The 14410-nt window shown below is 46.7% G+C and carries 10 protein-coding genes; 9 read left to right on the top strand and 1 reads right to left on the bottom strand.

The window, feature by feature from the left end:
- The first annotated feature begins 2 nt into the window (after positions 1-2).
- From D9Y29_RS20445 to D9Y29_RS20405, 9 genes are all read left to right on the top strand, one after another.
- Positions 3-593, top strand: a complete 591-nt coding sequence (locus tag D9Y29_RS20445; protein WP_127131746.1) for an RNA polymerase sigma factor — start codon at positions 3-5, stop codon at positions 591-593.
- Between the two features lie 104 nt (positions 594-697).
- Positions 698-1915: a FecR family protein gene (locus tag D9Y29_RS20440; protein ID WP_127131744.1), complete on the top strand. Its 1218-nt coding sequence runs from the start codon at positions 698-700 to the stop codon at positions 1913-1915.
- Positions 1916-2024: 109 nt separating this feature from the next.
- Positions 2025-5372, top strand: coding sequence for a SusC/RagA family TonB-linked outer membrane protein (locus D9Y29_RS20435; RefSeq protein ID WP_164735499.1), 3348 nt, complete (start codon positions 2025-2027; stop codon positions 5370-5372).
- Between the two features lie 18 nt (positions 5373-5390).
- The gene (locus D9Y29_RS20430) at positions 5391-6794 is read left to right on the top strand and encodes a RagB/SusD family nutrient uptake outer membrane protein (RefSeq protein WP_127131740.1); all 1404 of its coding nucleotides are present in this window, start codon (positions 5391-5393) and stop codon (positions 6792-6794) included.
- 23 nt (positions 6795-6817) lie between these two features.
- Positions 6818-7522 (top strand): DUF4843 domain-containing protein, encoded by a 705-nt coding sequence (locus D9Y29_RS20425; RefSeq protein WP_127131738.1) that lies wholly within the window; start codon positions 6818-6820, stop codon positions 7520-7522.
- Between the two features lie 19 nt (positions 7523-7541).
- Entirely contained in the window at positions 7542-9071 is a 1530-nt protein-coding gene (locus tag D9Y29_RS20420) for a PKD-like family lipoprotein (protein ID WP_164735498.1), read from the top strand.
- A gap of 7 nt (positions 9072-9078) precedes the next feature.
- Positions 9079-10011: an ABC transporter ATP-binding protein gene (locus D9Y29_RS20415; RefSeq protein ID WP_127131734.1), complete on the top strand. Its 933-nt coding sequence runs from the start codon at positions 9079-9081 to the stop codon at positions 10009-10011.
- A gap of 16 nt (positions 10012-10027) precedes the next feature.
- Entirely contained in the window at positions 10028-12346 is a 2319-nt protein-coding gene (locus tag D9Y29_RS20410; protein WP_127131732.1) for a Gldg family protein, read from the top strand.
- Between the two features lie 120 nt (positions 12347-12466).
- Complete coding sequence (locus tag D9Y29_RS20405; RefSeq protein ID WP_127131730.1) at positions 12467-12952, top strand: energy transducer TonB; 486 nt, start codon at positions 12467-12469, stop codon at positions 12950-12952.
- On the opposite strand, the gene D9Y29_RS20400 is transcribed toward D9Y29_RS20405, so the two are convergent.
- Positions 12953-14368 (bottom strand): MDR family MFS transporter, encoded by a 1416-nt coding sequence (locus D9Y29_RS20400; protein ID WP_127131728.1) that lies wholly within the window; start codon positions 14366-14368, stop codon positions 12953-12955. It lies immediately after the preceding gene.
- Positions 14369-14410: the final 42 nt, after the last annotated feature.

Genomic DNA, 14410 nt, shown 5'->3' with positions numbered 1-14410 from the left:
TCATGTCAAATATTGAAATTGACTATGACACCATACTGAAATTCAGGAACGGGGATGAACCGGCCTTTACCGCCATATACAATCATTTCTACAATAATATTTTTTCATTCTGCAAATACCTTCTCCCAACTATTGAGGACGCCAGGGATATGACGGCGCAGATCTTTATCCTGCTCTGGGAAAAAAGGGAAACGCTGGATTCCCACAAACACCTGCGTGCTTTCCTGTTCCTGAATGCCAGGAACAAATGCTATAATTTTTTACGCAATCAAAAAAACAGGTCTGCTATTGACAAAGAGATCAGTGATTTCTCCAATGCAGAACAGATGTCGATCCTCTTCTCCGGTATAGAATCTGAACTGATCACCAGTATCCGCGAAGAAGTGGAAAAACTTCCTGAATACTACAGGAAGATCCTTCAATTGTCCTATTTCCAGGGATACAATAACCAGGAGATCGCTGACATGCTTCAGATCAGTGAAAAAACAGTCCGCAATGCGAAGTCCATCGCATTGAAAACAGTGAGAATGGTGTTCCTGAACCGGAACGTGAAAATCGGATTCCCACTGACTTCCATAATTTTTTTCTATTAAATCGGGACAAACAGGATTCCCTGCGGGTTATATACTCAACCGGCGGACCATCAAGCGCCGGTTTACCCGGGTTCCTGTTTCACAGCCTTATCAACATTGATTTTATGAACGACATTTCAAAAACAATTGCGGACCTGATCCGTAAGCATCTCAACGATGAGCTGAATGATCAGGAAAAACAGGAATTGGATAATTGGGTACAACAGTCTGAAGAACACCGGCTGTTCTTTCATCAGCTCACCGATGAGAAGAGTCTGGCTGCCACTATCAGTGAATATGAGACAAGCAGGAACATCGTATTCGAGAAAATAAAAAAAGCGATCCCGCTTAGCGGGGAATCAAACATAAAAAGCGCAGGCATCAGGTGGTTGAATCCCAGAAGACTTACTGCTATTGCAGCTTCTATCCTGGTGGCAGGTGGGACATTGGTTTGGTGGAGTGTGAACAGGAATGATAACAGGATTACTGAAATTGCCGCCAAACCCGTTATACAGCAAAACCTGCAACCTGCTTCAGAAGGAGCTATCCTCAAACTGGCCGATGGAAAAGAAATTATTCTTGACCAAACAAAGGATGGCGCCATTGCACAGGAAGGAAATACACAGATCACCAAATCGGAAGGACTGCTTTCCTACAATGGCACTGACCCTTCCGCAAAAGTTCTTTACAATACCCTGTCTACTCCCAAAGGAAGGATCTATAAACTTTCGCTTCCTGATGGTACAAGGGTCTGGTTGAATGCGGCTAGCTCCATCCGTTTCCCAACAGCTTTTGCAGGCAGTGAAAGGAATGTGGAGGTCACAGGTGAGGTATATTTCGAGATAAAGAAAGACGTGGAAAGACCTTTCCTGGTAAAGGCAGGTCACCAGACCTCCATCGAAGTATTGGGAACGGAATTCAATGTGAACGCTTATCAGAATGAAAAGATCTTGCGTACAACATTGCTTACCGGGGCTATCAGGATGCAAAGCCAGGACCAGCCAGGCACAAGTGTTGTGCTGAAACCAGGGCAGCAGGCACAATGGAAAAATATACCGGCCATTCAACCATTCACAGTAGTGCAGCAGGTGAATATCGAAAAAGTGATGGGATGGAAAAATGGCTATTTCAGTTTCGATGACCTTACACTGGAAGAACTGATGCGGGAAGTAGAACGATGGTATGATGTAGAGGTCCTCTACGAGAACGGAGTCCCCTCAAAAACATTTTTTGGAAAAGTGAACAGGAATCTTTCCCTGTTCGATTTTATGGAGGGGATGAAAGACTGGGGTGTCCGGTTAAGACTGGAAGGAAGAAAACTGATTGTCACTGGAGTGGATTAAGACTTTTCAATAGGCTTGCAGAAGCCAAACCCAAAACCAAAATACCGCGTACATGCGACTAACTGCTTTATTCATTAATGCGGCCTTGCTCTTTATTTGCATATCCGGAATGTCACAGACCATTACATTCTCAGGGAAGGAAACACCCCTGAAGAAGGTTTTCCAGGTGATCGAAAAACAAACCGGGTATGTAGTTTCAGGAGATAAGAACATTCTTACCGCATCCAAACCCGTGACCGTATCTGTTGATAACGTTCCTCTGGAACAATTCCTCCAGCTCGTTTTCAAAGATCAGGGCATCACTTATCGCTTCAGGGAAAAAAATATTTTTCTCTCCAAACAGGAAACATCTCCCAATCAGCAACAACCGCCTTCTGCTCCCGCGGTGGTTCCTCCGGCCATCGTTACCGGAACTGTACGCTCTGCCTCAGGGGAATTACTGGTGGGCGTATCGATCCGTGTAAAAGGATCTCCCACTATCGGCACCGTTACCAATACACAGGGATCTTTCCGGTTGGGAAATATCGAAAAGAACACGATCCTGCAATTGTCCATGATCGGTTATGAGCCCATTGAGATCCGCATTCGCGAAGTGTCTGGCGGTTATACGGCCAACTCCGTGAAGAAAGATCTTGATGAGAACGTGAAGGCGACGCCCGGGCAGATCGTAAGTGTTGAGATCGTGCTGGAAACGAGCAATAACCAGATGAACCAGGTGATCGTGAATGGTTACTCCAATATCAACAAGAATAATTTTACAGGATCTGCTGTTACCATCAGCCGGAAAGAATTGCTGAAAGTGTCGCCCAATAATGTGTTGCGCAGCTTACAGATCTTCGATCCTTCTTTCAAGGTGATCGATAATAACAGCCTCGGTTCTGATCCCAATAATATCAATCCTATCTATATCCGCGGCCGTTCCGGTCTGGGAGATGTTACACTCCCCGATGATGAAGCTGCGCTTTCTCCCACGCAACTTCGCAATGATCCCAATCTTCCCACCTTCATCCTCGATGGTTATGAAGTGCCGGTGCAAAGGATCTTTGATCTGGACCCTACTCGCGTAGAGTCCATCACCATTCTAAAGGATGCTGCTTCCACGGCCATCTATGGCTCGCGCGCTGCAAACGGGGTAGTGGTGATAGAAACGGTGAAACCCGTGAGTGGAAGATTACGCGTGAATTATTCAATGAATGGAAGCGTATCGGTCCCTGACCTTTCTGGTTATCACCTGCTCAATGCAAGAGAGAAGCTGGAGCTGGAAAGGATCTCCGGAGTTTTCGATCCCCGTCAGAATGACCTTCCTGAACAGGCAATGATCCGGGAGCGCAGCTATTATGCAAAACTGGCTGAAGTGAACCGCGGTGTTGAAACTGACTGGCTATCGCAACCTCTTCGCACTGATCTGAACCACCGGCACAATATCCTGGTGGAAGGCGGATCCAAAGAATTCGTCTTTGGCGCCGATCTCAACTTCGCGCGTACGCAGGGTATCATGAAAGGCTCAGAAAGAGGCAACAACTCCATCGGTTTTTCCATTTCCTACAGGAAGAATAACCTGATGTTCAGGAATTATATACAATGGAATAATATACAATCGCAGGAATCGCCATTCGGTTCCTTCGGCACATACGCCAGACAGAACCCTTACGAAACCATCCGGGACGAAGAAGGTAATTACAAAAAGCTTCTGGGAGATTGGGGGCATCCCGGTGATCGCGGCAATCCTTTGTACGACGCACATCTGAAAAGCTACAATCGCACAACGCAGAACGATTTCTCCAACAATTTCAATCTTCGCTGGACCATCACCGATGGACTTCGCCTCGATACCCGTGTTGCTGTAATGTTACAGAAAAGCCAGCAGCAGAATTTCAAAGACCCGGCATCTTCCCAGTTCGACAGACTTGATTTCACCAAAAAAGGAACAAAAGCGATTCTTGACGATGAAATGCAGACCTGGGATTTCAATGCATTGCTTGTTTATGGTAAAGGGTACGGCAAACATTATCTCAATACAACTATCGGCGCCAATGCTGCACAAAAGAATATGACGCGCTCAGGCTATTCTGTTGTTGGCTTCCTCACAGGTAATACAGACGATGTGAATTTTGCCGCAGATATCCTCAACAAACCAACGGGAGATAATGAGAAATCACGACTGCTGGGTTTCATGGCTTCCGCCAACTACAGCTACGATAATATTTACCTGCTCGATTTCTCCGGTCGTTACGATGGTGCATCACAATTCGGTTCCAACGTTCGTTTCGCACCTTTCTGGTCGTTAGGCGCCGGTATCAATATTCATAATTACAAAGGCGTACAGGAGAATTATCCCTGGCTGACCAATTTCAAAGTACGTACCAACTACGGGCAGGTAGGTAAAGCAGGGTTCTCACAAAGCGTATCAAAAAGCACTTACAGGTACAATTTCGATAACTGGTATGCATTCGGAATCGGCGCTAACCTGGTAACCATCGCCAATCCTGACCTGGAATGGGAAAAGACTACCATGTTCGATGCAGGTTTCGATATCACGGTTTTCAACAAGCTCAGTCTTACCGTCAATTATTACAATAAAAAAACCGTGGATCTGATCGGTGATATCACGCTGCCATTCTCAACCGGTTTCAAATCCTATAAAAGCAACCTGGGCGAGATCTTGAATGAAGGGTACGAGATCAGTGCAAGGTACCAGGTGCTGACCCGGAAGAATTTCAACCTGAATGTGTATGCCACTGCAGCGCATAACAGGAATAAATTCCTGAAGATCGGCGATGCACTGAAAGAGTACAATAACCGTGTTGAGCAATATTACAAGGACCACTCCGTAGTGAACAAGCCCCTCAACAAATACTTTGAAGGAGCTTCACAGACCGCCATCTATGCAATGAAATCCCTGGGCATCAATCCGGCAGATGGACGTGAAGTGTTCCTTGACCAGAATGGTCAGACCACTTATACCTGGAACCAGTCGCAGCACGTAGTGGTAGGTGATTCCGAGCCCAAACTCAGGGGCGCATTCGGATTCAATTTCAGTTATAAGTCGTTCTTCATCTTTACCGGATTTCTCTATGAATACGGCGGCGACATGTACAACAGTACACTGGTGAGTAAAGTGGAAAACGCAAATGTGTATACGAACGTAGACAGCCGTGTGTTCTCCGACCGTTGGCAGAAACCCGGGGATATTACACACCTGAAAGATGTTCGTCTCTGGAATGAGACCACAAAAGTGACATCACGATTTGTTCAGCGTAACAACTATATCGATTTCAATTCCATAACCATCGGTTATGATCTTCCACAGCAATTCCTCAGGCGCTGGAAAGTGAACAATTGCAGGGTGCAGCTGACCAGTAATGAACTGGGCCGGATATCCAGTATCGATATCGAACGCGGAACGGATTATCCCTATGCAAGAACTGTCAACCTCACGCTTAACCTGGGTTTCTAAACATTAAAGTCATTCCCGATGATAAAAAAAATACAGTTGTTCATTATTGCCGGCATTGCGCTTCTCTCCACGGGTTGCGTGAAAGACTGGCTTGAACTGGAACCGAAAGCAGAAGTGTCCGTTGATGTGTTACTGGAAACTCCGGAAGGGTTTTCGATAGCGCTCAATGGCATCTACGCCAATCTCTCCACCTATACCCTGTACGGCGGCGAACTCACACATGGCTTCGTTGACGTACTGGCCCGTTGCTATGATCTGAAGAATACACAATACGATCAGCTGAAGACCTACGATTATGTTTCTGCCGGAATGGAGCAACGTATCAATGGGATCTGGTCCCTCGCCTATACCACCATCGCCAACTGCAATGGCTTGCTGGAAGAGATGAATAAAAAAGGACCTGGTTTCTTCAAAGAACAGGAGCGCGCCAAACTGGAAGGAGAATTACTAGCCATCCGCGGTATGCTGCATTTCGACCTGCTGCGTTTGTATGCCCCTGCCCCTGTTGTACAGGATGCGGCTGCTATTCCTTACTACACTACACTCACGCATGTTCCCATGCCGGAAAAGCCAACCAGCGAGATATTGCAACTGATCATTGCTGACCTTACACGAAGCAAAGAACTGCAGAAACCTTTCGATACACCCACCGAAGCAAAAAAGGACTTCCATGAATACCGCTTCCGCTTCGGTTTGGACCAGACATTCTTTGGAACAGGTAAGAGAGGATTCCGTATGGGCTACTATGCTACAACTGCTTTAATGGCGCGTGTTGCTTTATACGCCAACAACAGTCAACTGGCGCATGCCAATGCCATGGAAGTGATCAATGATAAAACTGCAGGTAATGAACCTACAGTAGGGTTTACTGCGTCAACTGTTATTGATGTGGGAGCGTACGACAGGCTGCTCTCTGAAGACCTCATCTTCGCATTGTACCGGAAAAGATATGAGAGCGAATTCAATCATGTTACATTCCTATTACCTAACACCAACCAGATCTTTGGTAGTGATCTGAACTCAGACTACAGGAAGAAATGTTATCTCACAACGAACGGAAGGCAATTGCTGAAGTTCGATACCACACAGGATAGGGAAGGGGAGATCACTGCCGCCATTCCCATGTTCAGGCTGAGTGAATTGTATCATATTGCCGCTGAAACCCAGTATGACACTGATCCTGACGGAGCCCTTGCGTTACTCAATACACTTCGCACAAAAAGAGGCTGTACCGCTCCGCTACCTTCCGTTCCCGATAAATCTGCCTTCCTCGATGCCATTATCAATGATGCCAGAAGGGAATTCATAGGCGAAGGAAAGCTATTCTTCCTCTATAAGCGGCTCAACAAAACAATACTGGACGAAATCAATGGCAACCAAACACTGACCGACAAATTCGTATTGCCAGTAACAGAACGATAGTTGTCTAATAAAAAAAAGCATTCATGAACCGATTATATATCATCACCATCTTTTATTGTTTACTTGCTGCCTGCAGCAAGGACGCTGTGGACGAATATGGGGATACTTCCTTTGTTTACCTGGTGAATACACCAACAGACACCAGTGCAATGAAACCCATCGAATATTCCTTTGCCTTCCATCCCGGCGAGATCAGGGATACTGTACCACTCCTGATCAAATTGATGGGGAAATTAAAGGAACAGAACAGGACGGTCGCCCTCACAGTTGATCCTTCGCAAACCACGGCCATTGCAGGAGATTACGATTTGCCTGGCAATATTGAATTGCGTGCAGGCCGCGCTGTGGATACCATTGCATTGGTGCTGCATCATTCAGACCGGCTGAAGACAGGAAAATTCAAGATCAGGCTCGCTTTGCAGGAAAATGAAAATTTTAAATTAGGCCCGCCTGCCAATCGTTTTATCGATATTACTTTTTCAGACATGATCGCCCGGCCCGGTTGGTGGACCCCTGTGGTGGAAACCAATTTCCTGGCAAAGTATTCCGACAACAAATACCGTTTGTTCATAGAGGCAACAGGCATCGCAGACATGACAGGTCTTTCTGAAACCGAACAACGCGCCTATGCGATCATCTTCCGAGATTTCCTCGCCCGCGGCCGTGAGAACGGAGAAGTATATGAAGATGAGAACGGCCAGATCAATGTATCACCGAATTTATTCTGATAAGTAACCCCGCATGAACATGAAAAAATGTACACAATATAGTATCATCGCCCTGCTGTTATTACTGGCATCCTCCTGCCATAAAGACAAAGGAAATTATACATATGAAGATCTCAGTAAGGTGGAGATCATCTTTGATGGCGGCAGGTTCATCAATCCCCGATCCAGCGATACACTCGACATCAATCCCAAACTCGTTTTTGGCGGAGATACAGTAAGAGCCAATACAGTGGCAGAAAGTTTTTCATTTACCTGGTACTGTAACGGGAAAGAAATTGCCACAGGTCCCATCCTCGACTATCCCGTTCGCGATCTCACCGGCATCCGCCCTTATGTAAAGTTGAAAGTGGTAAACAAGAAAAATGAAGCTACATTCCTGGATGGTTTCACTGTAGATGCCATTCCCGCTTACCTGTTAGGCTGGGTGATGCTAACGAAAAAGGATAACCGGAGTATCGTTTCCTTTATCGATCCCGTAACCTTTGAGGTCACTGCAGATTTTTATACTACCATGTCTGGTGAAGAGCTCGGGCCCAATGCCATTGAAGTGAGAGAGCACTGGATGGCTGGCGGAGGATTGAGCAATCCCGGCAATGTACTTATCATCAGGAATGATGCAGCGGGGAATATTGAGCTGGACGGCACTACCCTGAACCCCATCTACAAGACCAATACCTTCTTTCTTGGCAATACCGTTCCGGAAGATTTCAGGCCGAGAGGCGAGTTTTACATGTGGGACTACAGCATTATGCTGGATGATAACGGAAATATATATACGAGAAAGCATGTCAATAATGCTTATTCCCAATCAGGTGTATATCCTAATAAGCCCATGTTCATTCCCGGTGGTGTGAAATTCGATAAAGGCTGGAGCGGTACATATATGAGTGGACAGACCATTCTCTATGATAAGACCAAAGGCAAACTCTTTGAAGGATCAGATCACGGCCAGGTACTGCCCATCAATTATATGCCCGGCCCGCCCATTCCTCCCGGCACTACGCTGATAGATGCCATGGACAAGGAATTGGTTTATGTAGGGCCGTTGAAGCAGGGACGATTCACCACTTCTTATAACCTGATCTTCTTCAATGGCACACAGCATTATGTTCAAAAGATCATGGTGATGGACCAGTTCTACACTGCACAGGCCGTATTCATGGGAGAAATGCCTTTCGGCTCCGGTACGGCTAACGCGCAGAGTATCTTCTACCAGCTGCCACGCATCGAGAATTACATGTTCTATTCTGGAGGCAGCGGTAACAAAACGCTTTACCTGTATGAGCATGGCCCTGCAAGGAGCTCGGAATATTATTCATTCGATTCACCTGTGAAAACTATCACGGCCTGCCAGAACCAGTTGATGGGGGTGTTCACACATGATCAGATCATGGTGGGGCTTGAGAACGGTGATGTATACATTCTCGGAATCCTGTCCGATGAAATAGCCGATCCTGCACGCAGGTTGAAAAAGAAGATCCTGCTCAACAAGGGAGTCCCCGTAAGCAGTATGTACAAAATGGGATTCGGCTTTAATCAAATGATGTAAACAACATATGAAACAACCAATAGTAAAAGCAGTTCAGCTATCGCACCGCTATACTGCTCAATGGGCAATCCGTGATATCGATTTCGAGATACCGGTTCGCGGAATCTACGGATTGCTGGGGTCCAACGGATCGGGAAAGTCAACCATGATGAACATTCTGTGCGGAGTGCTGAAACCCACCAAAGGGGATGTGTTTATCAATGGCGTGGACATTCGCAAGGATGCTATCGCTGCCAAAGGTCTGATGGGATTTCTCCCGCAACGGCCGCCACTGCACATCGACCTTACCATCGATGAGTTCCTCACTCACTGCGCCGGACTGAGATTGATACCGCGTAAAGAACAGGCAAATGCTGTGAACAAAGTGCTTGATAAATGCGGTATCACTCATTTCAGGAAAAGGTTGATCAGGAATTTATCCGGAGGCTATCAGCAGCGTGTGGGGATTGCACAGGCCATCATTCACAATCCCGAGCTGGTGGTACTGGATGAACCCACCAATGGCCTTGACCCCAACCAGATCCTGGAGATCCGTAACCTGATCAAAGAGATCGCGGAAGAAAGAACAGTGATCCTTTCCACGCATATGCTGTCTGAAGTACAGGCAGCCTGCAATTATATCCTGATGCTGGCAGACGGTCGGGTAGTGTTCTCCGGTAGTGTGGATGAATTTGACCGTTATGCAGCTCCCGGCACCATTCTGATGACGATGCTGGAACCGCGCGGGGCAGAAGAATTGAAACGGATCCCCAATGTGGTAGCGGTGGAAACATTAGGTGGTTCCCGTTATCGCGTGAAAGTAGACAGTGTGGATGATATGCTGGAAAAGATCATCGATCAGAGCGTTCACAATGGTTGGCGCCTGAAGGAGATCAATGCAGAGAAGAATTCGATGGATACCATTTTTGCTGAATTGTCTAAAAAACAGTCACGCTCCTAACGTAGAAAATAAAATAATGAAACAAACTATAAGAATTGCCCGTACCGAATTGCAGCTGCTTTTCTTTTCACCGATTGCCTGGCTGATCCTTATTGTTTTTACCATTCAGGCCGGTATCGTTTTTTCCGGAGTACTGGAAGGTATGGTCCAGTTCAAGGAAATGGGATATAACCTGGAAGGTGTTACTCTGAAATTATATACTGATCCCTGGGGAGGGTTTTATACGCGACTGCTCGGTTACCTGTATTTCTATATTCCCCTCCTCACCATGGGGATGATGAGCCGTGAGATCAGCAGCGGTTCCATCAAATTATTGTATTCCTCTCCGATCAGTGATGCACAGATCATCTTCGGGAAATTCATGTCCATTGCGGCTTACGCATTGCTGATGACAGGCATCGTGTTCATTTTTACATTATACGGCGCATTTGTGGTAGACAAATTCGATTTCCCGGCAACCCTGCCAGGGCTCCTGGGGATTTTCCTGTTGATCTGCGCTTATGGGGCGGTAGGTCTTTTTATGTCGAGCCTTACTTCTTACCAGGTAGTGGCGGCCATGGGTACATTCGCCGTATTTGCCGTGCTGAATTATACAAGCCAGTTATGGCAGGATATTGCTTTCGTGCGTGATATCATGTTCTGGTTATCCATGGGTGGAAGAACGCATGAATTCATTGGCGGCATCGTGAGCACTGAAGATGTGATCTATTTCATCACGGTGGTGGGGCTCTTCCTGGGGCTTTGCATTTACCGTTTCCGCGCTATACGGCAGAAAACACGAACAGTAGTTTCGCTGGGACGTTACGCACTGGTTATCGGCGCTGCCGTGATGGTGGGCTACCTGAGCTCAAGACCCGCCATGATGTTTTACTATGACGCCACCAGAACAAAACTGCGAACGCTTACCAAAGCCAGCCAGGATATTGTAAGCAAAGCCAAAGGTGGACTGACCATCACCACTTATTCCAATGCGCTGGACGAAGACCGCTGGCTGTGGATGGGAATGCCCAGGGCCGAACTGGATGATATGCGCCGCTTCAGGGAATACCAGCGCTTCAAGCCGGAGATCAAAATGAATTATGTTCGCTACTTCGCGAAAGGCAATAACGAGGAGTCCCTGAACCAGCGATTCCCTAAATTGAACGACAGGCAAAGAATGGCCAAAGTAGCCCAGACTTACGGTGTGGACTCAGCGATTTTCCAACCTGTGAGTGAGTTGGGGAAGATACAAACCACACTCGCTGAAGAAAATTTCAGGTATATCAAAGTACTCGAGCGCGATAGCGGGCAACGTTCTGTACTGCGGGTTTTCAATGATGCCATGGGCTTTCCTTCCGAAGCAGAGATCAGCGCAGCCATCAAGAGATTGGTAATGACCTTGCCTAAAGTGGGTTTTGTGGGAGGTCATGGAGAGCGCGACTGCATCGGGGAAGGTGACCGTGATTACAACAAGTTTGCAAAAGAAAATACATTCCGTTACTCTCTCATCAACCAGGGCTTCGACTTTGAGCAGCTCACGCTGGATCAGGAAGTACCCGCCTATATAAGCATCCTGGTGATCGCCGATGTGAAAACCGCCATGCCAGATTTGCACCTGGAACATTTGAAACAATATATCGCCAGGGGTGGTAATCTCCTCATTGCGGGAGAACCCAAAAGACAGGAAACGATGAATCCCATAACCGAACTTTTTGGCGTTCGATTGATGGAAGGCAGACTGGTAAAACCTAATAAAGACTATCAGGCAGACCTGATCTTTTCGCAAACTACGGAAGCAGCCAGTGAATTTTCAAAGATGTTCCGTATCCTCCGCAAGAATAACCAGGTAGTAGTGATGCCTTCTGCCGTTGGTCTTCAGTACAGCAATGCTAACACCAATGGATATACGGCAACACCCTGGCTGGTGACAGATTCCGCTGGCGCCTGGAATGAACTGGAAACAACAGATTTTGTTGACGATAGTGCAGTATTCAATCCTGCGGCAGGGGAAACAGCAGCAGGGAATCTGGCTACTGCTGTTGCACTAAGCCGGAAAGTAGGTGAGAAAGAACAAAAAGTGATCATCCTCGGAGATGCTGATTGTATCAGCAATGGTGAGCTGGGGCATTCACGCAAGGATATCTTTGCCGGGAACTTCCTCCTGATCGCGGGATCATTCAACTGGCTATCCAATTATGATGCGCCGGTGGATGTCAGCCGCCCGCCTTTTACCGATAATGATATTCATATCGGCAAAAGTGGATTCAAGATCTCCAGGATCATCTTCACTTTTATTTTGCCCGCCATCATGCTGGTGAGTTACCTGTTGATCTGGTTCAGGAGGAGGAGGCAATAAAATTGTAATATTTCATTTGACAACTGGCTAAGGCGCTGGTTCAAAAAGCAGGAATAACATTCCTGCTTTTTGCTTATTTCCGATGGAAATTGAATATATTGGCGATATTCTAATATAGTCATGATGAAATTTATTGTTCAGCTATCTGTTCTTGTTGCATTCTTTTTATCCTTCTTCTCAAATAGCTCCAGCGGGGAAATGAAAAAGAACATTCCTGTTCAAGTACAATATGATACTATTCCGGGGGGGCCTGGCAGCATAAAAAAAATTACGCGGCAATCAATGTTCGCTGGTGGTATGGATTCACTGAGACGATTTATTGCAGCGAATCTACTATACCCGGACTCTGCTTTGAAGTATGAAATCGAGGCAACAGTGAATGTAAGGTTTACTATTGATAAGAATGGAGCTGTAAGAGATGTTCATCTGAAACCAAATGACCCTGTACCAGGGTATGGTATATTGGAAGAGGCTATCAGGGTTATATCTTCCATGCCCAGATGGGAGCCAGCTTTGTTAAAAGGGAAGCCGGTAGCTTCCTACAAAATCTTACCTGTGATATTCAGGATGGAAGGGGAGAATGCTGTAATGCCAGCAAACGAATAATTATCCCAACACATTCTTATCCACTAATCGCTTCCTCGTTTTTTGCGGCAGCCGTATTGCTGGCAATAACGCAAGTAATATCAATCCCGCCGTGGTGAGGAATCCATCCTGCAATGCATAATGTTCTGCCAACTGATGTGTACCTGTTTTAGCTTCATAATGCGCTAACAGGTGCGTGTGGATAGCGCTGCTTACAGCAATACCTACTGAACCTCCAAGTTGTAGCATCAGCGTATTCAACGAAGTAGCAGTAGCGGTTTGCTCTGAATTTACCGAGTTCAGCATTGCCGTTGATACAGGCGCTATCAGGAAACTGATGCCCAATCCGCGTATGATCATAGCTGTTACAATAAATGCTGCGCTTGCACCAATATCGATAATGGAAAACAACACAAAGGAGGTTGATACCAGCAAGATACCGATAACCGAAATATATCTGATCATCCCTTTATCTGCCAGCTTTCCTGAAACCGGCCTGGTGACCAGCATGATCAGGGCATTGGGTAATAATAGCATGGCGCTCCCGATCTCGGAATACCCAAGATAGCCCTGTAGGAGGAAGGGAAGAAAGAACATGCCGCCGAACAGTGCCACAGAACGGATGCCAACGATAATGAACGGTCTTCTGAAATCCGGGATCTTGAAAATAGACAGATCAAGTAATGGCTCAGGCCGTCTTGAGGTACGTATGTAAAGAACCAGGATAGTGACGGTGACCACAAAACAACCCAGGAACTGCCAGGATGTAAGTCCGTAGCGGGATGCAAAGGGTATAATGGTTGCCTGCAACAATAGCACGAATCCTGCCAGCATCAAATAGCCTTTCAGATCGAGCGGTGGTTTGGTGATCGGGATCTGTTTCAGGAATTGCAGGTTCCTGGCCGCCATCCAGATGGTAATGATACCTACAGGAACGTTTACATAAAAGATCGATTGCCATCCCAGGTATTGAGTAAGGATACCGCCCAAAGTGGGGCCCAGCGCTGGTCCCATCACGTTACCAATTCCCCACCAGCCAACGGCGCTTCCTCTTTCCTCTTTGGGGAATGTCTCACTCAGGATGGCCAGCGAAGTAGGTGCAATGGCGCCGCCACCGATGGCCTGCACCGCCCGCGCAAGGATCAGGAAAGTAAGGCTGTCTGCGAGGCTACATAACAGTGACCCTGCCACGAACAGCGAAATGCTGGTCATATACAGATTGTAATACCCAATACGGTTCTTCAGCCAGTTGGTAAGAGGAATGAACAAACTATAGGTGATCATGTATACTGTTACTACCAGGGCAATGGCATCCAGTTGAACATTGAACTCCCGCTGAATAACCGGCAGGGACACGTTCACGATACTGCTGTCAATGGCAGCCATCGAAGTGCCGATCATGAGCGTGATCAATACCAGCGACCTCTTGGGAGGCATAGGCGGATTTTTGCTTAAAGATATTCAGAAAACCTGCAACAT

Source organism: Pseudoflavitalea rhizosphaerae, assembly GCF_003991355.1.
Taxonomy (GTDB): Bacteria; Bacteroidota; Bacteroidia; order Chitinophagales; family Chitinophagaceae; genus Pseudobacter; species Pseudobacter rhizosphaerae.
Note: the sequence above shows the minus strand (reverse complement) of the source record. Positions and strands in the feature narration are given on the sequence as shown.